A 21,558-nucleotide genomic window follows, 5' to 3' on the forward strand; every position below is an offset into this window, starting at 1 on the left:
CTACTTTCCTCCCTCAGCGAAAATTTTCACTATTTCTTGATATAGTTCATCAGGTGTCGGCATATTGCCGCCTGTCCGACCATAGAAATGTACCGGTTTCTGACACCTTATAGCGAGTTCCACATCTTCGACCATTTGCCCAGTGCTGAGCTCGGAAACTAAAAAAGCATTAGTTGTTTGCGCTACCCGTAAGAGATCAGACGAAGGGAATGGCCAAAGAGTAATTGGCCTTAATAATCCAACTTTATAACCTTGCTCACGGGCCTTGTCTACAGCGGACTTGGCAATCCGCGACGTGATACCGTAGGCTACAAGCACCAATTTCGCATCTTCGGTGTAAAACTTTTCACACCGAGTTTCATTCTGTTTAACGGCGGCATATTTTGCCTGTAGATCCCGGTTTGTTTGTTCTGACGCATCTTTGTCAAAGGACAGTGTATTGATAACATTTGTTTCTTTTCTGCAATTGCGGCCGGTAATTGCCCAGTTTTTTTCCACTTCAAGCACGGGTTTTACATTTACAGAAACTGCTTCCATCATTTGCCCCAGCGCGCCGTCCGCGAGGATAAGTACAGGAATCCGGTATTTATCGGCAAGATCGAATCCTTCAACCGTAAGGTCAAATATTTCCTGGACACTGTTAGGCGCTAAAACCAGCAGGCGATAATCACCATGTCCACCGCCTTTAGTTGCCTGAAAATAGTCAGCTTGACCCGGTTGTATTGTGCCAAGGCCGGGACCGCCGCGTTGAACATTTACCAATAAGCAAGGCAGACTAGCTGCAGCAATGTAGGAAATGCCCTCTTGTTTTAGACTAAAACCCGGGCTCGAGGATGAAGTCATAGCCCGTACCCCGGTGGCTGCCGCACCATAAAGCATGTTTATTGCCGAAATTTCACTTTCAGCTTGCAGATATACTCCGCCAACTGTCGGCAGCTTTTTTGACATAACCTCAGGAATCTCACTTTGCGGTGTTATCGGATACCCGAAGTAATACCGGCAACCGGCTTGAATGGCAGCTTCGCAGATAGCCTCATTACCCTTCAAAAGGATTTTTTCACGCATTTATTCTCACTCCTATACATCTATTTATAAATTTCAATAACAGCATCGGGACACATCCTGGCACATAACGTACAACCGATACAAGAATTATCGTCATTGCAATGTACGATACTATATCCTTTTTTGTTGAAACTACCGCTAAGCTCTAGCAGCTTCTTGGGGCAAGCCTGAATACACATTTCGCAGGCTTTACACTTTTCAATATTAAATACAGGTCTAGGCATATTTATCTCCTTTCTTAATAAAAAACAAATTTATTTATAGGTGACGACAGCCTCTTATCCTTGACAAGAGGCAATTCTAGACAGATGTCCCATCGGCTCAACTCCTAATTTTTCTTGAATATGGCGAGCAACGTGCAAGATTTTCTCATAATTAAGCCCAGTAGAAATACCCATCTTGTGGATCATATTGGTCAAGTCTTCAGTCGCAATATTACCAGCGGCTCCCGGCGCAAATGGGCACCCGCCCAGACCAAAGGCCGCTGTTTCAAAACGTGTTACCCCAAGATTGAGCGCTGTGACAACATTTGCAAGCCCCATCCCTTGTGTATCGTGTATATGCAGGATAAACGAAACCTGCGGATACTTTTGCGTTAACGGATTTATTAAGGCTTCTATTTGTAAAGGAGTGGCTGTACCAATAGTATCAGCCAATATAATCTCATCCGCCCCGGCAGCCAGTCCCGCCTCAACCAAACTTATAACATGCATGAAATCTACCTTGCCGGCAAAGGGACAATCAAATGCTGTAGCTACAGCCAGGCGCATTTTGCAATCGCTTTTGATTTTGCATACCTCCGTAAATGCGGCTACTGATTGTTCTATGGTTTGCCTGGTATTTTCAAGGTTGTGTTTCTCACTAGCCGAAATAACAAAGGTAATTGCATCTGCACCGGCTTCTATTGCCCGTTGTGCGCCAAACAAATTGGGGGCTAGGGCGATAAAACCTACTCTGCCCGCATGCTTTTTTTTGACAACCTTTAGTACCTGAGCAGCGTCCGCCATCTGCGGTATCGCTTTAGGATGAACAAAAGATGTTGCCTCAATCCATTTGAAACCACAATCTACCAGTTTATCAATAATCTCTATTTTTGTCTCAGTCAGAATTGGTGTTTTTATGTTTTGAAATCCATCTCGCGGACAGACCTCGATGATTTCAATTTCTTTAGGGAGTTTCAAAATAATCGCCTCTTTTACTTTTCATCCATCTTTTATCTAATCGTACTGTTCAAAATTATTTTCTAAATTACACCCTTTGCTTTTAACTCAGCTAGCTGCTGATCATTTAAACGCAAGAATTCCTTGTAAACTTCTAGATTGTCTTGACCGAGAGCCGGTGCAACCGTTCTGACGGTTGTAGGAGTGGCTGATAATTTGAATGGAGTTCCTGTAACTTTAACTTTGCCTGCTTTAGGGTGATCTTGCTCAATAATCATCTCTCTATCGAGCGCAATATGCGGGTCTTCAACTACTTGACTAACATCATATACCGGTGCGGCCGGTATTCCGGCTGTCAAGCAAGCATCTACAACCTCATTAACCGACTTGGTTTTTGTCCAGCTTTCAATGTGCGCTTTAACTTCTACATGGTTTTCTAAGCGGTTCCTTATGCGTAAGAACTGAGGTAGTTCTGCAATTTCTGATTTTCCAATGACTCCGCAGAGTATTTGCCAAAACTTGTCGTTTGCCGCACCAATAACACAACTTCCGTCAGCGCATTCAAAGGAGTCATAAGGATAAGTTGATTCATAGCGATTACCAATACGTTTAGGAATATAGCCGTCAGCCAAATAAAGCATATTGACATTTCCCATTGCAGATACCCCTGCATCTACTAGCGCCACATCAACCTTTTGTCCCACGCCGGTTCTTTGGCGATAATGCAGGGCTCCCAACACACCGATTGCCATAAATAACCCTCCTAATACATCGCCGGTTGCTGTACCTGTTCGTGTGGGAGGTCCGCCTGGCCAACCTGTGGTACTCATTAGTCCACTCATGGCTTGAGCAATAATATCATAGCCCGGGCGCTCTTTATAGCGTCCATAATGGCCAAAACCAGATATACAAGCATATATGATTCCGGGATTTATTTCTTTCAGTACATCATAGCCGAGTCCCAGTTTTTCCATAGTGCCTGGGCGGTAATTTTCCGTAACAATATCAGCCTTCTTGACCATTTCTTTAAACATTTCTTTTGCTTTTGGATCCCTTAGGTTTAAAGTAATCCCCTTTTTATTACGGTTGTTGGTGATATAATAAATGCTTTCGTCATTTCGAAACGGTCCGAAATGGCGGGTATCATCACCTTTGATAGGTTCTTCAATCTTGATAACATTTGCTCCCATATCGGCTAATAGCATTGTGCTGTAGGGGCCTGCTAAAACTCTTGTCAAATCAAGTATTGTTACTCCTTCCAATGCACCTGCCGTCTTCATATTTGTTAACATATTTTCCTCCCCCTAAAAAAATATATAAGCTTGTCCAGCTTGAGCGGGAGTCTTACTTTTTGGGTAAGCTTCCGCTCAGATCCAAACTTGTTATTATAGCGGTTTAATGTTTAGAAATTAGGTCGCTCTAATGGATCTTGCACTGGTTCAATAATGCTTGAAACAACAGCCAGACATATCAATGAACCGATTGCCAGAGATAAAAACACCGCATCCCAGTTAAACTTATCTAAAATCATACCTACAAATAAAGGTGCGCCTGCTCCACCTAATTGTCCGCCTGTATTGACAATGCTAAAAGCAACCGGGTAGCTTTCTTTATTTACACGGCCCATTGGATAAGCCATGAATGCCGAATATCCCAAAGCAAGCAAGAATCCTGTTGCGAAAAGCAATATTGCCAGTAGAGTTGCATCAGCAGGCGCATTTATCAGCGAATACATCATGACAGTTGTTGATAGAGCGGTAACCATCATCATAGGCTTACGGCGCTTGTTTAAAATGTTGTCCGAAACCCAACCGCCTACAAAATTACCTACAACGGTTCCGGCAAAAGGCGCTGATGAAACTAAAGCCGTTTTCATAATGGCGAATTTCTTTACTGTAACCAGGTAAGTTGGCAGCCAAGACATAAGAACACTTACGATACCCACCATAAAGAAATAACCAATGGCAGCTCCGTAGATGTCCCAACATTTAAATACCTGCGACGAATTTCCAAGGAGATCAACCTTTTTTGCACGTACAATCTTATCTACCCACCAGAGCTTGTATTCGCGTTTTTTTCCTTCTTGTTTTTGAGCTACCGTAGTATCTGCTATGTATTCGGCCTCAGCCGCTGAAACAAATTTATTATCGGCAGGTTTATTAGTTACCAATAAGTACCATGCGATAGATAATAGCAGCCCAGGAACCATAAAAAAGTAGAAAATCTCCCGCCATCCCCACATTGAGATAATCCACGCACAGAGCGGCGGAACAATCAAAGGACCAACTTTGGATCCGGCAAGAAAAATACCTGATGCTGTTCCTTTTTCTTTAGGCGGAAACCAATTATTGATAGCAGTTGTACAGGCAATCGCAACTGGCGCTTCTACCACCCCTACCCCCACGCGTAGAGCTTTAAGGGCAAGAATAGAGTTTGCCATGCCGATCATGCCAGTAAATAATGAAGTAAAAAACATGCCAACAGTAAACATTGTCCGCATACCAAATTTTTTTACCAAGAAACCTGAAGGAATCTGCATAAGTGCATACCCTGCAAAAAATAAGCTAATGATAGCACCTGCCTCAGTATTACTCATCGCAAATTCTTTACGGAGATAGGGTAATGCAAAACCGATGTTTGCCCTATCAGCATTGGCTACCGTATAAAGTATGAAAAGCAATGCCATAATGACCCAGCGGTATCCGGTTCTCTTATCATTCATTCTGAACCCCTCCATTTTAATAAATTTTAGTATTTAGTCTGGACGATAAGTTTTAGGTCCCATACAGTACGTCCTCTTTCGCGTTTATCACCCCTCCTTTGGAGCATTATTCTCAGACTGCAGTCACACTATAACTAAGCAAGAAGCATGCCAATTCTCTAACGACCGGTTTTAGGCATATTTTTTTGTCGAGAAAAAAGAAAAGGCTCATAAACGAGCCTTTTCTTAAACAATTCAGGCTCATGTGTGAGCCTGATGCAACTTATCATTTTGCATAATTCTATGAGTAGAAATTTAAAAATTCCCAGTTAGTATAAAGTAAAATTAGCCTGTCATCTAAAAAAGGATTTACCCATATTATTGGCATGAAAAATGCATTGAAATAATCTTGAGATATAAAATGCTTTAATCTTATGGCATATCACATGCACGCTAAGGAGGAAAAGAAAAATTGCATCCAGAACCAGGTATTCTTAACTCTATTCTACTTGCGTACCCTATTTTTTTGCAATCATTACCTTACAATGTTGGTATAACAATCACCAACAGGGAAAAATACTTAGTTTACAAGCCAGCAGAAAATCTCAATTTAAACATTCCTGTGGGTGAAACGATTCGTAAAGGTAGTCTTGTTGACAAAGCCATGAAGGAAAAACGAAAAGTGTTTATGAAGGTTGACCAATCGGCCCGTGGTTTACCCTATATTGGCTGCGCTACTCCAATTCTAAGTCAGGACGGCGAGGTGGTAGGAGCATTCGCCACATCAATAACTGTTGATAAATATGAGATGACCCGGCAACTGGCAGATGCATTAAATACTCAAACTAAATCAATAGCACAAATATGCGAAAAAGTATCAGGCCAAACAGAAGAAATTGCTTCCGTAAGCCGGATATTGCTTCAAACTGCAAGAGACTCCCAAATACAGGCTAAAGAAACTGAGCAAGTATTATCGTTGCTAAAAGGAATTGTCTCACAAACAAATCTGCTTAGTCTAAATGCGGGTATCGAAGCTGCAAGAGCCGGCGCTTATGGACGAGGATTTCAAGTAGTAGCCGAGGAAATTAGAAAACTAGCCACCAGCGGAACTTTATCTGTAAAAAACGTCGGGGATATTGTTGCTATCATCCAATCAAACAGCACAAAAATAGTAGAAGAAGTTCGTGCAGTTGAAGAGGCAATTGTCAGCATTGCAACTGCCCTGATGAACCTAACTGCTATTACACAGCAGGTAAGCGTATTAGCGGGTGAACTGAATAATGTAGCAAACGAACTTTGCGAATAATTTTCGAATAGATTTAAAGCTACTTTGACCGTTAATTAAAATGATATATAGTAATAAATAGCGTTAACAAAAAGTACTTTCGGAACCCATAAATTTTTACCAATCATCGTCGAAAAGAGGGATCCTATGAATCGTATTATTTTCATCTCTACGAATAAAGAACTATCTGTTATGGCACAAGCAGTTGCAGAAGAACTAGGACTAACGGTAGAGTTCTATGAGGGGTGGCTGGAACAAGCAAGTAAAATTATAGAAACCTTGAACGGCCCGCCAATTGATATACTCATGAGCCGTGGTGGTACGGCCAAATTTCTGGCTGAGAAATTTTCCATGCCGGTTATTCCTGTTAATACTGGGCCTTATGAAATTTTAGCTGCATTAAATGAAGCCCGGCAGTATTGCAGAAGAATCGCGATAACATCATATAGCGATCAGTATATTGGATTATCCCTGATGGAAAAAGTTTTGGATATTTCTATTACAGAAGTTATAATTACTGATTTAAAAACTCTAGAGCGAAGAATTGCTTCACTTGCTTCCGAAAACTACTGCATAGTTGGGGGCGGGGCTTCTGTTGCCTATGCCCAGAAGGTTGGATTACCAAGTGTTTTTTTAAAAACGAATCGTGCAACATTACAATCAGCCTTTCTTGAAGCAGATCGATTGGCTTCACTACGAAGGGAAGAAACCAGAAAATCACGTCGACTGGAAGCTATTTTGGATGCAACCTATGACGGGATTATTGCCGTAGATGCTCATGGCGAAATTGAAATATTTAATAAGTCAGCAGAAAAAACACTGAATATTCGCGCCACAGAAGTAATTGGCAAAAACATTGCCGAAATAGTACCGAATTCCAGACTTGATCATATTCTTCAAACGGGACAATCTGAAGAGGGTGAACTCCAAGATACCGGTAATACTCGCATACTTACCAACCGCGTTCCGGTAAGATACGGTTCAAAAATTGTAGGTGCTGTTGCTAGTTTTATGGAGTCTTCAAAAGTCGTGCAAGCTGAGCACAAAATCCGGAAAGAATTGACGGCGCAAAGTCAATTTAAAGCTAAAGCAACTTTTTCAGATATTATCGGAGTATCGAAAACATTGGAAATAAAGAAGAAAATAGCAAAAAATTTCGCTCAGTCATACCTATCTATAATGCTTTATGGAGCATCAGGAACAGGCAAAGAACTTTTTGCCCAGAGTATTCACAACGCAAGTGAACGTGCAAAAAATCCTTTTGTAGCTATTAATTGCGGAGCTTTACCCCACACGCTTCTGGAAAGCGAGTTGTTCGGTTATGAGGAGGGTGCATTCACGGGGGCCCGCCGTAAAGGCAAGCACGGTTTGTTTGAACTGGCACATGGCGGAACCATATTTTTAGACGAAATCGATGCTCTTCCTATCGAAATGCAAACACGTCTTCTGCGTGTTCTACAGGAACGTGAAGTATTGCGAATTGGCGGAGAATCAATAATTCCAATAAATATCCGTGTTATAGCAGCATCTAATAGAAGTGCAGAGGACTTACTGGAAAAGAATATTATCAGGGAAGATCTTTTCTATCGGCTAAATGTACTTTGGATCGAACTTCCGACACTGGCTGACCGCCGTGAAGATATCAAACACTTATGCGAACACTTTCTCCCCGCCGAAAATAAGCATCAACTGAGACCAATCGTCGCTAAGATATTGCCATACTTTGAAAAGTATACGTGGCCTGGCAATATCCGGGAATTGCAGAATACTATCCAACGCTTAGCTTTTTTTGTGGATTCATTTGAGCCGGAAGAAGATGTTAAAGACTTTCTACGATTGGTGGCACCAAACATATTGAGAGCAGTGGCTACTTCTTTTGAAGACGATATCTCACAAATTCGCCCTCAAGTAAAAGAGTTCGAGCACGAGTTGATCCAAAAAGCTGTTGCTGAACACAAGACACTAGAACAAGCCGCAGCTCATCTGGGGATAGGAAGGTCAACCCTTACCCGTAAACTAAAAAAAATCCGTGAGAGGCGGTTACCTAATTGAAAAGTCCAGGATGGCTCCCGGGTTGCAAGAAATGCGGTAAACATCAATTCATCCCCATATAGTGAGTAGCCATCAAACCTGAGATATTGAGATCAGGGAGATAATCAGTATGAAATAGTAACAAAATGATTGTCTATAAAGATAAAGATGCTGGTAGAAACGTATTTATTTGCGGCACGGCTTGTGCGAAAAATCACAGCAAAGTATTGACAAACTATGTGATGTTCTGTAGTATGAGAAGTAATGAAATTTTAATATTATTGAGTTAGGTGCCTAATGGGCTTAATAGGGAAGACCGGTGAAATACCGGCGCGGTCCCGCCACTGTAACGGGGAGTAAGCTTAAGATATACCACTGGAACAATTGTTTTGGGAAGGTTTAAGCAAGCTATGATCCGGAGCCAGGAGAACTGCCTAGCTGACAATCGCCGTTTTTTTTACCCACGCGGTTATGGGGAGGGGATTACAGCTAAGCATATTCTTGGATTAATCTCAAGAACTGTGCGATTTAGTCTAATTCACTCCTGATAGTTGATATCAGGAGTTTTTTATTAGTTTGCTGTAGGAAACTCCCGGTTGCTTTGACAGTCGGGAGCTTTTCATCCTGCTAAAGCATAATTTTTTTCAAAACAGAATAACAGGGTTAGGTACCCGTAAGGGTTTAATAGGGAAGACCGGTGAAATACCGGCGCGGTCCCGCCACTGTAATGGGGAGCAAGCTTAAGATACACCACTGGGATGAAGATCCCGGGAAGGTTTAAGTAAGCAAAGATCCAGAGCCAGGAGAACTGCCTAATTGTCAGTCACCGTTTTACTCACGAGGCATGGGGAGGGGATTATATATAAGATGTATTTTTGCATGCTTTTTAGTCAAGAGACCTTCCGTACTTAGGTAAACGAAGGTCTCTTTTTTCTTTTGCAGTCAACTTCACACATAGGAAGTCAATAAGGAGATGAATCGATTTGAAACATACTGCAGTGTATCCGTTTACTGCTATCGTCGGACAAGAAGATATGAAACAGGCACTTATATTAAATGTAATTAACCCCCTGTTGGGTGGAGTTCTGATTAAAGGGGAAAAAGGAACAGCCAAATCAACCGCGGTTAGAGCGCTTGCCGATTTATTGCCTGCCATGGAAGTAAGTAAAAACTGTCCGTTCCACTGCGATCCGGCGGACCCTGGCCATCTGTGTGACAACTGCCGGGATAAAGCCGGAGCAGAAGAACAACTGTCTACTCAGTCAGTTAAAATGCGGGTGGTGGAGCTGCCGGTAAGTGCTACCGAGGATCGGGTAGTTGGCACACTGGATATTGAACACGCTATCAAGCACGGGGAAAAGAAATTTGATCCCGGCATTTTGGCTCAGGCCAACCGCAATATTTTATATGTGGATGAAATTAATCTTTTGGATGACCATGTTGTTGACGTGCTGTTGGATGCCGCCGCCATGGGGGTTAACACGGTCGAACGCGAGGGTGTGTCCTATTCCCACCCGGCGCGCTTTGTGCTTGTCGGCACGATGAATCCCGAAGAAGGCGATATCCGGCCGCAGCTCTTAGACCGTTTTGGCTTATCGGTGGCCGTGGCCGGAGAAAACAAGCCAGAATGGCGGGTGGAAGTTATCAAACGGCGGTTAGCCTATGAACAGGATACAGATACCTTTGCTCAGCAGTATCAGGAAGAACAGGAAAAACTGGCAGCGAGTATCATGCAGGCACGCGGCTTACTGCCCCAGGTAACTATCAGCGATGAACTGCTCCTGCTTGTTGCCAGGCTGGCTATTGCCCTTGATGTTGATGGCCACCGGGCTGACATTACCGTAATTAAGACTGCCATGACGCTGGCAGCTTTCGCCGGACGGGTGCAAGTGGAAAAAGAGGACGTAAAAAAAGCCGCCCACTTGGCGCTGCCTCACCGGATGCGACGGCGCCCATTTGAGGACGGAACGCTGGACTGGGATAAAGTCGAAGCCATATTTGCCGAACAATAGCGGGCGAGAGGAAGGATAATATGCAACGCATGATATTTCCTTTTGCGGCGATTGCCGGTCAGGAAGCTGTCAAGAGAGCGTTACTCATAGCTGCCGTCAATCCGAAAGCAGGCGGGGTTGTGGTAGCAGGAGAAAAGGGTACCGCCAAATCAACGCTGGTTCGTTCGCTGACAGAAATCACCGGACAAACCCGAATTATTGAATTGCCGCTTAATGCCACGGAGGATATGGTGTTTGGCGGCCTGGATATGCAGTATGCTGTGGAACAGGGTGAGCGCCGCTTCTTGCCGGGCATACTTTCCAGAGCCCATAACCAGATTCTTTATATTGATGAAGTTAATTTACTGCGCCACGATTTTTTGGGCAGTCTTTTAGATGCGGCGGCCACCGGGCAGCACCGGGTGGAACGTGAGGGGATTTCCTGTTTGCATAAAGCAGCTTGTATCCTCATGGGTACTATGAATCCGGAAGAAGGAACTCTATCGCCGCAATTTTTAGACCGGTTTGGCTTATATGCTGCTGTCAGTAAGGAGCGGGATGAAGCTGTACGGGCGGAGATTGTGCGGCGAATACTTGACTATGAAGCAAACCCTGCAGAATTTGTAGAGCGGTATGCGGCAGATACTGAAATAATCAGACAACAGGTGGCAACTGCTAAAAGGTTGCTGCCTAAAATTGCGATAGCGGAAGCAATGATGCAGCTTTCGGCGCAAATGTGTGCCAAGGCCAATTCGGCAGGCCACCGGGCTGAACTGTTCCTGTTAGAAGCAGCAAGATCTATTGCGGCGCTTGCCGGACGAACCTATCTGCTGCCAGCCGATCTGGAGGAAGCCGCTTGCTATGTATTGCCGCAGCGCATGCGACAGGAAGAGCAGCCGCTGCCGCCGGAACCACCAGAGCAAAATGAACAGCAGCCTCCTGATGAGAATCCGCCAGACCAATCAGACAATCAGCCACCACCGCCGGCCGATTCGCCTGATGACCGGCAGGATGAGTCCCGGGAGCAGAGCGATCCGCCTGCTGACCAGCCGCAGAATGAGGGCGGCGATCAGGAGAAAGTGGCAGATATAGACACTACCTTTCCTTTTATCAAGATGGATTTATCTTTGCCCCAGGATCGTCAGGAACGCCGCGGCAGTGGCAAACGCAGTCTGACGCGCACCGATACCAAACAGGGGCGTTATGTGCGTTCCGGTATTCCGCGCGGCAAGGTGACGGATTTGGCTTTTGACGCTACCTTACGGGCCGCTGCGCCTTATCAGAAGTTCCGGAAAAGAGACAAATGTGCCATTGCCATTGAGCAGGAAGATCTGCGGCAAAAAATTCGGGAAAAACGTATTGGCAGTACTATTTTGTTTGTTGTAGATGCCAGTGGTTCCATGGGGGCGCGTGAGCGAATGCGGGCCGTCAAAGGAGCCGTATGCGCCATGCTGCAGGATGCCTATCAAAAACGGGATCAAGTAGGCTTGATTGCCTTTAGACGGCAGACCGCCGAGGTGCTTTTGCCCATTACCCGCAGCGTTGATTTGGCCCAAAAATGCCTGCGGCGTTTGCCGACAGGTGGTAAAACGCCCTTGGCGGAGGGGTTGTCAGCCGCTTTGAAAGTGCTGGCTTCCCGCCGGCAAAAAGACCAGGAAATGAAACCGGTACTGGTTTTGGTTACCGATGGCCGGGTAAATACGGCTGCAACTACAGGCGGTGACGGGATGGAAGAAGCTTTAAAAGTAGCCGGGAAAATAAATAAGGCAGGCGTACATAGTGTGGTTATTGATACCGAGCGGGATTTTGTTAAGCTGGGACTGGCCCGGGTTGTGGCCAGGGAGATGGGATCAACCTATTACCGTCTGCAAGACCTATCCGAACAAAACATTATGCATATTGTTAGGACTTTGTCTTAGCAATGGGCAAACGCAAAACGGAGGAATAAAAAATGAGCTTTATAGCGGAATGTTTTAGTGTATTTCATAAGGGGGGGCCGGTCATGTATATGATTTTGGCCTGCTCGTTAGTTGTGGCAACGATCGGTGTGGAGCGGTTTTTGTATTATAAAAAAATGAACACCGACATGCAGAAGTTTATTGGACAGCTTACCCCTTTACTGGAACGCGCCGACTGGACGGCGGCCGGGGAATTATGCCGGCAGACCCAAGGGATCGCCGCTATGGTTGCAGCGAAAGGCATTCGCTATTTACAATGTGGCTGTGCGAATGTGGAAACTATACTTGAGGGGGAAGCGGCTTTAGCTGTGGCCGGCCTCAGGACCAATCTAAGTCATTTGGATACCATTGTAACGATTGCGCCGCTATTAGGGCTTTTGGGAACCGTTATCGGCATGATCAGCTCTTTCAGCGTTATGAATATCAAATCCGGTCAGCCCCATGCGATTACCGGCGGGGTTGGCGAAGCACTTATTGCCACTGCCTCCGGTTTATGTGTAGCTACTTTGGCTATGCTTGTCTACAGCTATTTTAACCATAGATTAGATCAACTGATTACTAATATTGAGCAAACTTGCCTCTTAGTGATGGGGCATATCAAACAGGAGAAATATCATGAAAATGCGTAACTTGCGTACTGAGCGCCAGCCCAAGCTTATGATCATTCCCATGATTGATATTATTTTTTTTCTCTTGGTGTTTTTTATCATGAGCACGCTTTACATGGTTGATCAGCAGACCATACCTGTTAATTTGCCACAGGCGGCCTCAGCTCAAAATGACAAGCCGCTCAGTGTGGCGGTGGCGGTTACGAAAGAAGGCCGTATTTTATTTGAGCAGGAAGAGATACCGTTGGAACTGGTTAAAAAGCGGGTGCAATTGGAGCTTGCGAAACAAAGGGATATAGTGTTTGTGCTGCGCTCGGATAAAATGGCTGAATACGGCAAAGTAGTAGCCGTACTCGATGAATTAAAGCTGGCAGGTGCACAACGAGTGTCTATTGCGACAGAAAGGAAGGATAAGTAATGGATTGGGGAGGAGGCTCACGGTGGCGAAAAGCCTGGATTATTTCGCTTATTCTACATAGTTTTGTGCTACTAAGCATTGGGTGGATGGCGGGAAAGGCTTTGCTGCCTGTGGAGCCGCCGGAAACCTTAATTGAACTGGAATTATCAAATGAGCCGGATAGTCCGCCGGGGGGAGCATCATTACCGGAGCAGTGGCCGGCAAGCAGTGCGGCAGTGAATCAGCTGCAACAGACGGCAGCACGGCAGGTTATGCAGCAAGTTACCCAGCCATTTTCGCAGCCAACCGCGGCAGTAGAGGCGGCAGTGGCTGTCAGTGCCATGGCGCTTGAGTCTGTTGACACCAGTGCCATTGCTTCTCCAGGTGCCGCTGCAAGCGGCGGGGGTGAAGCATCGTCAAGCGGTTCCAGCTCCGGTGGAGGTTCAGGTGCGGGATCAGGCTCCGGCGCAGGTTCCGGTTCAGGCTCGGGTGAAGGTTCAGGATCAGGTAGGGACATTATTCGTCCTAGCATCCTCTCGCAACCGAAGCCGTCGTATCCTGAAGCGGCCCGCCAGGCAAGAATTGAAGGTACGGTAGAAGTTAGAATTGAAGTTTTGGCAAATGGGCGTGCCGGTGAGGTGAGTGTCAGTAGTTCAAGCGGCTCAGACCTTTTGGATGAGGCGGCTGTGGCAGCTGTTCAGCGTTGGCGGTTTGTGCCGGCTAAGGTAAGAGAAACCGGACAAAAAATTGCTTGTACAGTTAAAGTACCGATAAATTTTCGACTTAGCTCGTGACCGCAAGATAGATCCCATGCGGGAAAACACAATGCTTGCAGGATGGAATTTTTCTTTATGGTTGATGAACAAGGGGGATTCCAGCTGTGCGAAACCCAGAACAACTATTATTGGGTGAAGAGGTTTGTAACATGATTCAAATAAGCAATTTGGTCAAAAAATTCGGTGAGCGCACTGCGATTGACGGAATTTCGCTGAATATTGGGCAAGGAGAAATTTTTGGCCTGTTGGGGCCAAACGGGGCAGGCAAAACGACCACGATTAGGATGTTGACCATGCTGACCCGCCCTACCGCCGGTACGCTAAAAATTAATGGCTGGCAATTGCCGCAGGATGAGCAAAAACTCAAGCAGATGATCGGCATTGTGCCGCAGCATTTCAATCTGGATACCGATTTGACGGTACAGGAAAACCTGGAATTACACGGCAGGCTGCAGCATATTCCCCGGGAGAAGCGCACCGGACGTATTCTTGAGCTTCTGGAATATGTAGAGCTTGCCGACCGTGCGGATGACAAAGTGCAGAGCCTTTCTGGCGGCATGAAACGGCGGCTGATGATTGCCAGAGCGCTCTTACACGAGCCTAAAGTCTTATTTCTTGATGAACCGACAGTGGGCCTTGATCCCCAGGTGCGGCGGCGACTATGGGATTTGATTAGATGTATGGCCAATGATAAGCTGACAGTCCTGCTTACGACCCATTACATCGAAGAAGCGGAATTTTTATGCGGTCGGGTGGCGATTTTGGAAAAAGGCAAACTGATTGCGCTAAACAGCCCGGCAGAATTATGTGAACGGCTAGGTGTGTACGTTGTGGAATGGAATGTTGATGAAGGCCGGCAAACCAAATTTTTTCACAGCCGGAGTGAAGCGGCTGCCTTTGCCGGTATGCTGACTATGACAACAACGATCAGGCGTTCCAATCTGGAAGATGTATTTGTTGAGTTGACAGGCAGGAAGGTGGCCGGCTAATGTTACAGGATATCGCAACCGTATTTTGGCGGGATTGGATTGTCCTCCAGAGAAGGCTGGGAACCTTTATTTTTTCCCGGATGATTACCCCGGTTTTGTATTTGATCGCTTTCGGCTGGGGGGTGGGCCGGAGCGTACAGGTTAGCCAGGGCAATTATTTGGATTACATAGTACCAGGCATCCTGGCTCTTAATTCCATGAATATCAGCTTTAACTCCGTAGCATCGCCGCTCAACATGAGCCGGTTATATCATAAAACCCTGGAAGAATATTTGGTGGCTCCTGTCAGCTCCCTGTCATTTATTATCGGGAAAGTACTGGCAGGCACGTTACGTGGACTAATTTCGTCTTTAATCATTATTGTTTTGGCTTATGTGTTTGGCGCTAGACTTCAGATGACCGTGCTATTTTGGCTTATTATTGTTTTAAACTGCCTGGTCTTTGCCAGTTTGGGCTTTGTGGCTGCCATGCTGATTAATTCTCACGAAGATATGGGGAACTTTAGTACCTATGTACTGCTGCCGATGTCGTTTTTATGTGCTACCTTTTTTAGCATTGACAAATTACCTGTCCTCGTTCAGTGGCTGCTTCAGCTTTTGCCATTAACCCATGCCAGTCATGCGCTTAGGGCTATCAGCAGTGGTGGCGAGCCGGCGGCAATATCTGTGCTGGTCCTGTTGATTTACATTGGGGTGCTGCTGGCTATTAGTGTTTGGACTATGGAAAAGGTACGGGAGTAAGAGAAAGTAGTGAATGGAAAAAATATATAGCAATGAGGGGAGAAATATTTCTATGAATAAATGCAGCAAAAAAAGAAAGCTACGTGCACAGGTAGCGGTCTGGACGGTACTGTTCTCGCTCAGCAGTATTGGTATGGCCGCTGCACAAAATGCAGCTCAAAAAGCAGACACAAATTTTACGTTGGATTCAGTCATTGTCACGGCACAGAGAACAGAAACACGAGATTTGGCTACGCCGGCAACAGTCACGGTGCTTGACGCAAAAGAGTTGAAAAATTCGGGAGCCAGAACTGTTTTTGATGCTTTGGCTTTTACTCAGGGCATTACGAATTTTTCCTATGGCCCGGGCGGTCAGGACTATGGTGCTATGGACAGCCGGGTGGTTATCCGGGGGTTTGACCGCGGCGCCTTGGTTTTAGTCAATGGGGCTCCCATTAACCTCTTAAACAAAAACAGCCTGGACAGTATTCCAATGGAAGCCGTTGAGCGTATTGAAATTGTTAAGGGTGCCAGCTCAACTTTATACGGATCGGAAGCCTTTGGCGGCGTGATTAACATTATTACGAAAAAAGGCGGAGAGCCACAGACCAGTGTCGGTATAGCAGCCGGCAACATTGGGTATCGAAAGTATTCTGCCAATTACACCGATAAAAATGTCGGTTTTTTCTATAGTAAGCAAGAGTTCGGTGCCCAAAACAGAACTTCCCCGGACCGGTCGTCCTTGCCCGATGATATCAGCAGCAACAAACTTAAGAATTATTATCAAAACAGGGGGGAAGGCGATAAAGAAAATATTAACCTTACGATTAACCTATCGGATAAATGGAATTTTAATTACCTGCGTTCGGAAAGTAATAATGAATACGGTACTACGCCCTATTGGGATCCAACGACAGACCCTACTAATAAAAGTGCCAAAATCAACGCAAAAACATACCGCTATAATGATGTTAAGGATAATCTGACATTTACCTATGAAGATAAAGAAAATGCCTTTAAAAGCATCGCCTTTTTCGGCAGTCGCGACTTATACGGGAAAACAACAGATGACTATGCACATACCACTAAAGTTAACGACAGCAACTTTAAAGCCAAAAATATAGGGCTAGACACACAAAAAAGCTGGAAACTCCGCGGCAATAAGGACAATCTGCTGGTAGGTATCTTAGCCAGCCGGGAAGAGTATCAGAATACAGTCAAGCAGGGACAGGAAGCCGATCGCCACAACTATGCTGTATATGCGCAGTATTCTTACCAGCTGTCGCCCGAGTTTACCACAATCGTAGGGGCGCGTGCCCAGAAGATTGATGATCCGGTAAAAAACCAGAATGTATTTATTCCTCAAATACAAACAGTTTATAAAATCAATGATACCTCTTCCTGGTATACCAACGTCGGCAAAGCCTTTCAAATGCCGCCCTTAAACCAATATTTCGAAAAGAACAAACTGGCAAGCGGCAGAGATCTGAAACCCCAGGAAGGCTGGAATTATGAGACAGGCTATAAAATCATTAACGGCGATAGTTCCTGGAAATTTGCCGTATACAAAATGGACTTTAAAAACAAGTTTGACTACGATAAGGATAATGAGGGCAAGGATGTGCTGATTAATAAAGGAAAATTTAGAAACACCGGATTTGAGGCCGAATACAATAAAATTATTAATAATCACTGGAAGGCTAATCTCGGCTTTAACTATGGTAATCCTGAGATGGAAGATAAGGACGGCTGGAAACAGACCTATCCCAAGATGCAGGTAAGCGCCGGGGTGCAATATGAAATGGATAAGTTGCAGACAAGCTTAGCCTGTAACTACCTGACTAAGCGCCAAGATAACAGATATGGCGAGACAATCCCCAGCGCCATTACCTTAAATGCCGTCGTCAATTACAACATGAGCGCCAAAGACACAGTAACCCTAAACCTCAATAACATTTTGGACAAAAATAATGTGATTACCCATGGCGGTTATGATTACTGGGATTTGCCGTTTAACTGGACCTTGTCCTGGAATCATAGCTTATAGACAAGGATGCCGGTAAAGATTCGAGGAGCGTGACTTACAGTGAGTAGGGGACAAATTAGGTTAAAGATAAGTTCGGAGAATTTTGAAACAAAGAACGATTATGTACTATTTGATTTCAAAAAAGGAGCGATAGTTGTATGAAAAGAAACGGCAAACAAACGACTTTACGTAAAGGTGCTCTTCTAACTATCCTTATTACGGCTTCTATGCTTAGCGATGTGGGAAATGCAGCTGCTGCTCAGGCGACGAACCCTGATTTTACCTTGGATCAAATGATTGTAACCGCGCAGCGGTACGAAAAAAAGGATGTGGATATTGCTGCAACGGCTGATGTATATACGACTGAAGATTTACAAAATACCGGGGCGGTAAATCTGTTTGAGGCATTAAAATATATGACCGGTATAGAGGTCCAAGGCTATGGATCTGCAGGTGGGTCCATGGGAAATATGACCAGTAAATTAGTAATTCGCGGCGTGGGAAATGGAACACTTGTGCTGGTTAACGGAATGCCGATTAATATACGGGGGACATACGATTTAAGTGACATTCCGGTAGAAAGTGTTGAGAAAGTTGAGGTAATTCGTGGGGGCGGTTCTGTCCTGTATGGCAGTGAAGCGACCGGTGGCGTTATTAACATTATTACGAAAAAAGAAAGACAAAATTACATCAAGACGTCGTTTGGTAATTTTAATCAGCAGGATCACAGCGTAAGTTTACAAGCAGGAAAGATGGGGATAGGTTATCAATACTCCAAATGGGGAACAAGGGAAAATGCTGCTAGCGACGGAAAAATGTGGAAAGGACCGGAGAATTACAATGTTAATTTAAACTACCGGTTTGATGATAAGCTAAGTTTATTTTATAATCGAATAGATTCAAGCTATCATTATATTTCGAAAACGGTGGACACTAAACAAGATGTTGAACGCAATAACGTACAATTAAATTATGCGGAAGATGACATAAAAGCAAGCATTTATTATGTTGATCGAACCAGAAAGAAAAATGCGTTAACCTATAAGTCCGGAAAAACAAGCACAAGCATAGATAAAGAAGAAAATCGTAATCTGGGATTTGATATACAGAAGGACTGGAATATTGGGGATGCAAAATTATTATTTGGTGGTTCGTATCAAGACGAAGAATATACTCCAAGTGGTGAGAGCGAACATTCGAGAAACAATTTTTCGGCTTATACGCAATATGAAAAACCGCTTAGCAAACAGAATACGCTTATTTTGAGTGCGCGTGAATCCTGGACAACAGGTGCGCCTAATGATTTGAATACTACAAATTTCAGTGGGCAAGGACAATTTATTCATAAATTAGGAAACGAAGAAAATTTGTATTTGAATATTGGCCAATCTTATAAAATGCCGTATCTGCATCAGATTTATAAAACCAAGGAAGGCGCTGCGTTAAAAGCACAAACCGGAATGCACTATGAGATAGGCTGGAAGAAGAATACGGAGGATCATCGTTGGCGGGTTGCCTTATTTAATTATGCAATTAAAGATAATATTTCAGCAGCATGGAATGATAAGACAGGAGACTTCATCTACAACAATGAAGATTTGAAAAATACAGGTATTGAATTGTCTTGCGATATTTCCGGCAAAAATGGCTGGACCTATAATTGGGGAGTAAGTTACAGCGATCCGCAGACTAAGACCATAGAAAATGGTAAGTCCAGCGGATGGGTACGTGACTATGCGCGCCTGCAAATGAATGGTGGCGCAACCTATAAAAGCGGTAAATGGCGCAGCAGCCTTAATGCAACTTATTTGGGTGAAAGAGCCACTACCGGAATTGATGTGAAACCGTATTTACTTACGAATTTAAATGTAAACTACAGTGTAACGAAAAATAGTGATATTTTCCTTAGTGTAAGCAATATTTTGGATCGTGATGATATTATGTATTCGTCGGGTTCTACCGATTACTATATTGCACCTTGTAATTTCTTACTAGGATATAAACAGAGTTTTTAACATGAAGTCTAGTCTAAAGCGCGACAAGAAAACGAAGTAAGAGTAGGATATATCTTAATGCTAAGACGAGGATTGTTAATGTTGGGATGCACTTTACAAAATATTTTCTTGACAATACTTGAAAAGAAGTTATATGATTAATAATGATCTTACAATATAATACAGTTGAGTTAGGTGCCCTACGGGGCTTAATAGGGAAGACCGGTGAAAAACCGGCGCGGTCCCGCCACTGTAATGGGGAGCGAGCCCAAGATTATGCCACTGAGACCAAGCGTCTTGGGAAGGTTTGGGTAAGTGTTGATCCAGAGCCAGGAGAACTGCCTGACTAACAATCACCGTTTTACTCACGAGCGATGAGGAGGAGATTAAAGAATCATCTTTTCTGGTGATCAAGACCAGATACTTTTTGGATGAGCTTTGTTTGTACATACCCCTTCCTGGTGCTCAGGAAGGGGTTTCTTTGTTTGCTCCTGTTACAGCCTGCTTTTACCGCAGGCTTGGGCACGGCTGTCGTCAGTTTGAAACAAACAATTACATATTTGATGAGACAGGTGCCTGCAAAGGCTTAATAGGGAAGACCGGTGAAAAACCGGCGCGGTCCCGCCACTGTAATGGGGAGCGAACCCAAGATTATGCCACTGGGACGTTTGGTCCTGGGAAGGTTTGGGCGAGCGAAGATCCAGAGCCAGGAGAACTGCCTGACTAACAATCACCGTTTGACCTGCGAGCGATGGGGAGGGGATTATGAGAAACAATGTTTTTATTGATGGTTATTCTTATTCAGTAAAAGCAAATTTTTCATATGATAAAATACCTCTTTCTGGTTGTTACAGGAAGGGGTATTTTATTATTGGCTTTAGCCGGTGGAGTGTGAGAGTTTTGCATCGACCATTAGCCCTGGTGTGGTCCTGCGTATGTTTGATTGGCAGCTAGTGTAATCCCATATCTAAATAACAAGGTAAAACTGAAGAATTGAATAATTAATGACAAGGAGATGTGGAAATGCAAAAAATGCGATATGAGATTTCAAAACTGACTATAGTTAGGATGGCAATCTATTATAATACCCTGAAAAAAATGCTTGATGAAGGAGAAACAACGTGCCCTTCAACCAAAATAGGGCAGCGCACCGGTATAAGTTCGTCAATAATACGCAAAGACTTATCTTGCTTCGGTGAGTTTGGCACGAAAGGCGTTGGTTACAGGATTGATTTTTTAATGCAATGGATTGGTCAGATTCTAGGGTATAATACAACTTGGAATACAATAGTAGTAGGAACGGGAATACCGTTATTGACAATGAATTATCAGAATTTCTTGCCACCCGGTTTTCAAGTAACAGCGGTTTTAGATATAAACGAGCAGAATTTCGGAGTACCGCTGCCTCAGTTGGGGATAGCAATTGAATCCTTGCGAAATTTAGAATCCATTGTATTTACAAAGAAGGTAAGCATAGGTTTGGTTGCGGTGTTGCCGGATCAGGCCCAGATTATAACCGACCGGCTTATTGCCGCCGGGGTTGTCGGTATTGCTAACTTTACCCAAGCCCAGGTCATAGTGCCTGACAATGTTGCACTGACTCAAATTAATGCAGGCTCGATGTTAAGCCAGCTTTCCTACGATTTGGCTAACCCTTTGAAGCTAAGAGTCCAGCAACCCAAAGCTAAGAAAAATAATAGAAATAATCGTCCCCAAAAATTCAAAACAGGCCTTTCAGAAAGGCGAACATCTCTGAAAAGACTATTTTTATAATTCGCCTCTAGACAGTTGAGTCAGGCCCTAGGGGGAAGAAATACAGGGATAATCTTTAAAAAAACGGCTAAGTCCCCGGACAAAG

General features: G+C 44.3%; 18 protein-coding genes and 4 riboswitches. Of the genes, 13 read left to right on the plus strand and 5 right to left on the minus strand.

What is annotated here, in order from left to right:
* The 5 genes from SRRS_RS05300 to SRRS_RS05320 all read right to left on the minus strand — a co-directional run bounded on the left by SRRS_RS05300 (position 1) and on the right by SRRS_RS05320 (position 4,947).
* Complete coding sequence (locus tag SRRS_RS05300; protein WP_371366887.1) at positions 1 to 1,065, minus strand: 3-methyl-2-oxobutanoate dehydrogenase subunit VorB; 1,065 nt, start codon at positions 1,063 to 1,065, stop codon at positions 1 to 3.
* Positions 1,066 to 1,085: 20 nt separating this feature from the next.
* Entirely contained in the window at positions 1,086 to 1,289 is a 204-nt protein-coding gene (locus SRRS_RS05305; RefSeq protein ID WP_371366889.1) for a 4Fe-4S dicluster domain-containing protein, read from the minus strand.
* Between the two features lie 54 nt (positions 1,290 to 1,343).
* Complete coding sequence (locus SRRS_RS05310; RefSeq protein ID WP_371366891.1) at positions 1,344 to 2,246, minus strand: hydroxymethylglutaryl-CoA lyase; 903 nt, start codon at positions 2,244 to 2,246, stop codon at positions 1,344 to 1,346.
* Positions 2,247 to 2,308: 62 nt separating this feature from the next.
* A complete protein-coding gene (locus tag SRRS_RS05315) occupies positions 2,309 to 3,517 on the minus strand; it encodes a CaiB/BaiF CoA transferase family protein (protein WP_371366892.1) in 1,209 nt (402 codons plus the stop codon).
* A 110-nt stretch (positions 3,518 to 3,627) separates the two neighbouring features.
* The gene (locus SRRS_RS05320; protein ID WP_371366894.1) at positions 3,628 to 4,947 is read right to left on the minus strand and encodes an MFS transporter; all 1,320 of its coding nucleotides are present in this window, start codon (positions 4,945 to 4,947) and stop codon (positions 3,628 to 3,630) included.
* Between the two features lie 451 nt (positions 4,948 to 5,398).
* On the opposite strand from SRRS_RS05320, the gene SRRS_RS05325 reads away from it, so the two are divergent.
* From SRRS_RS05325 to SRRS_RS05385, 13 genes are all read left to right on the plus strand, one after another.
* Positions 5,399 to 6,232: a methyl-accepting chemotaxis protein gene (locus tag SRRS_RS05325; RefSeq protein ID WP_371366896.1), complete on the plus strand. Its 834-nt coding sequence runs from the start codon at positions 5,399 to 5,401 to the stop codon at positions 6,230 to 6,232.
* 126 nt (positions 6,233 to 6,358) lie between these two features.
* Positions 6,359 to 8,263, plus strand: coding sequence for a sigma 54-interacting transcriptional regulator (locus SRRS_RS05330; protein ID WP_371366898.1), 1,905 nt, complete (start codon positions 6,359 to 6,361; stop codon positions 8,261 to 8,263).
* A 250-nt stretch (positions 8,264 to 8,513) separates the two neighbouring features.
* Positions 8,514 to 8,695, plus strand: a riboswitch (cobalamin riboswitch).
* A 195-nt stretch (positions 8,696 to 8,890) separates the two neighbouring features.
* Positions 8,891 to 9,073, plus strand: a riboswitch (cobalamin riboswitch).
* Between the two features lie 152 nt (positions 9,074 to 9,225).
* A complete protein-coding gene (locus SRRS_RS05335; protein ID WP_371366900.1) occupies positions 9,226 to 10,254 on the plus strand; it encodes an ATP-binding protein in 1,029 nt (342 codons plus the stop codon).
* A 20-nt stretch (positions 10,255 to 10,274) separates the two neighbouring features.
* On the plus strand, positions 10,275 to 12,152 hold the full coding sequence (locus SRRS_RS05340; protein WP_371366901.1) for a VWA domain-containing protein: 1,878 nt from the start codon (positions 10,275 to 10,277) through the stop codon (positions 12,150 to 12,152).
* A gap of 32 nt (positions 12,153 to 12,184) precedes the next feature.
* Positions 12,185 to 12,820: a MotA/TolQ/ExbB proton channel family protein gene (locus SRRS_RS05345; RefSeq protein ID WP_371366903.1), complete on the plus strand. Its 636-nt coding sequence runs from the start codon at positions 12,185 to 12,187 to the stop codon at positions 12,818 to 12,820.
* On the plus strand, positions 12,807 to 13,217 hold the full coding sequence (locus SRRS_RS05350) for an ExbD/TolR family protein (protein ID WP_371366905.1): 411 nt from the start codon (positions 12,807 to 12,809) through the stop codon (positions 13,215 to 13,217). The genes SRRS_RS05345 and SRRS_RS05350 overlap by 14 nt, the downstream gene beginning before the upstream one ends.
* Positions 13,217 to 13,990, plus strand: coding sequence for an energy transducer TonB (locus tag SRRS_RS05355; protein WP_371366906.1), 774 nt, complete (start codon positions 13,217 to 13,219; stop codon positions 13,988 to 13,990). The genes SRRS_RS05350 and SRRS_RS05355 overlap by 1 nt, the downstream gene beginning before the upstream one ends.
* 131 nt (positions 13,991 to 14,121) lie before the next feature.
* Entirely contained in the window at positions 14,122 to 14,961 is an 840-nt protein-coding gene (locus SRRS_RS05360; protein WP_371369723.1) for an ABC transporter ATP-binding protein, read from the plus strand.
* Positions 14,961 to 15,701 carry an ABC transporter permease gene (locus SRRS_RS05365; protein ID WP_371366908.1) on the plus strand — a complete coding sequence of 247 codons (741 nt, stop codon included), beginning with the start codon at positions 14,961 to 14,963 and terminating at the stop codon, positions 15,699 to 15,701. Before SRRS_RS05360 ends, SRRS_RS05365 begins: the two co-directional genes overlap by 1 nt.
* 52 nt (positions 15,702 to 15,753) lie before the next feature.
* Positions 15,754 to 17,727: a TonB-dependent receptor plug domain-containing protein gene (locus tag SRRS_RS05370; RefSeq protein ID WP_371366910.1), complete on the plus strand. Its 1,974-nt coding sequence runs from the start codon at positions 15,754 to 15,756 to the stop codon at positions 17,725 to 17,727.
* A 137-nt stretch (positions 17,728 to 17,864) separates the two neighbouring features.
* Positions 17,865 to 19,721 (plus strand): TonB-dependent receptor plug domain-containing protein, encoded by a 1,857-nt coding sequence (locus SRRS_RS05375; protein WP_371366912.1) that lies wholly within the window; start codon positions 17,865 to 17,867, stop codon positions 19,719 to 19,721.
* A gap of 155 nt (positions 19,722 to 19,876) precedes the next feature.
* Positions 19,877 to 20,061, plus strand: a riboswitch (cobalamin riboswitch).
* 192 nt (positions 20,062 to 20,253) lie between these two features.
* A riboswitch (cobalamin riboswitch) is annotated at positions 20,254 to 20,438 on the plus strand.
* Between the two features lie 27 nt (positions 20,439 to 20,465).
* Complete coding sequence (locus SRRS_RS05380) at positions 20,466 to 20,654, plus strand: hypothetical protein (protein WP_371366914.1); 189 nt, start codon at positions 20,466 to 20,468, stop codon at positions 20,652 to 20,654.
* A gap of 69 nt (positions 20,655 to 20,723) precedes the next feature.
* Positions 20,724 to 21,473, plus strand: coding sequence for a redox-sensing transcriptional repressor Rex (locus SRRS_RS05385; RefSeq protein ID WP_371366916.1), 750 nt, complete (start codon positions 20,724 to 20,726; stop codon positions 21,471 to 21,473).
* Positions 21,474 to 21,558 lie beyond the last annotated feature (85 nt).

The organism is Sporomusa rhizae (assembly GCF_041428845.1).
Lineage (GTDB): Bacteria > Bacillota > Negativicutes > Sporomusales > Sporomusaceae > Sporomusa > Sporomusa rhizae.

What these genes read in the sequence shown, in the direction of transcription:
- SRRS_RS05300 (WP_371366887.1), bottom strand. Translation starts at nt 1,065, where the DNA reads ATGCGTGAAAAAATCCTTTTGAAGGGTAATGAGGCTATCTGCGAAGCT.
- SRRS_RS05305 (WP_371366889.1), bottom strand. Translation starts at nt 1,289, where the DNA reads ATGCCTAGACCTGTATTTAATATTGAAAAGTGTAAAGCCTGCGAAATG.
- SRRS_RS05315 (WP_371366892.1), bottom strand. Translation starts at nt 3,517, where the DNA reads ATGTTAACAAATATGAAGACGGCAGGTGCATTGGAAGGAGTAACAATA.
- SRRS_RS05320 (WP_371366894.1), bottom strand. Translation starts at nt 4,947, where the DNA reads ATGAATGATAAGAGAACCGGATACCGCTGGGTCATTATGGCATTGCTT.
- SRRS_RS05330 (WP_371366898.1), top strand. Translation starts at nt 6,359, where the DNA reads ATGAATCGTATTATTTTCATCTCTACGAATAAAGAACTATCTGTTATG.
- SRRS_RS05340 (WP_371366901.1), top strand. Translation starts at nt 10,275, where the DNA reads ATGCAACGCATGATATTTCCTTTTGCGGCGATTGCCGGTCAGGAAGCT.
- SRRS_RS05345 (WP_371366903.1), top strand. Translation starts at nt 12,185, where the DNA reads ATGAGCTTTATAGCGGAATGTTTTAGTGTATTTCATAAGGGGGGGCCG.
- SRRS_RS05350 (WP_371366905.1), top strand. Translation starts at nt 12,807, where the DNA reads ATGAAAATGCGTAACTTGCGTACTGAGCGCCAGCCCAAGCTTATGATC.
- SRRS_RS05355 (WP_371366906.1), top strand. Translation starts at nt 13,217, where the DNA reads ATGGATTGGGGAGGAGGCTCACGGTGGCGAAAAGCCTGGATTATTTCG.
- SRRS_RS05360 (WP_371369723.1), top strand. Translation starts at nt 14,122, where the DNA reads ATGATTCAAATAAGCAATTTGGTCAAAAAATTCGGTGAGCGCACTGCG.
- SRRS_RS05365 (WP_371366908.1), top strand. Translation starts at nt 14,961, where the DNA reads ATGTTACAGGATATCGCAACCGTATTTTGGCGGGATTGGATTGTCCTC.
- SRRS_RS05370 (WP_371366910.1), top strand. Translation starts at nt 15,754, where the DNA reads ATGAATAAATGCAGCAAAAAAAGAAAGCTACGTGCACAGGTAGCGGTC.
- SRRS_RS05375 (WP_371366912.1), top strand. Translation starts at nt 17,865, where the DNA reads ATGAAAAGAAACGGCAAACAAACGACTTTACGTAAAGGTGCTCTTCTA.
- SRRS_RS05380 (WP_371366914.1), top strand. Translation starts at nt 20,466, where the DNA reads ATGAGAAACAATGTTTTTATTGATGGTTATTCTTATTCAGTAAAAGCA.
- SRRS_RS05385 (WP_371366916.1), top strand. Translation starts at nt 20,724, where the DNA reads ATGCAAAAAATGCGATATGAGATTTCAAAACTGACTATAGTTAGGATG.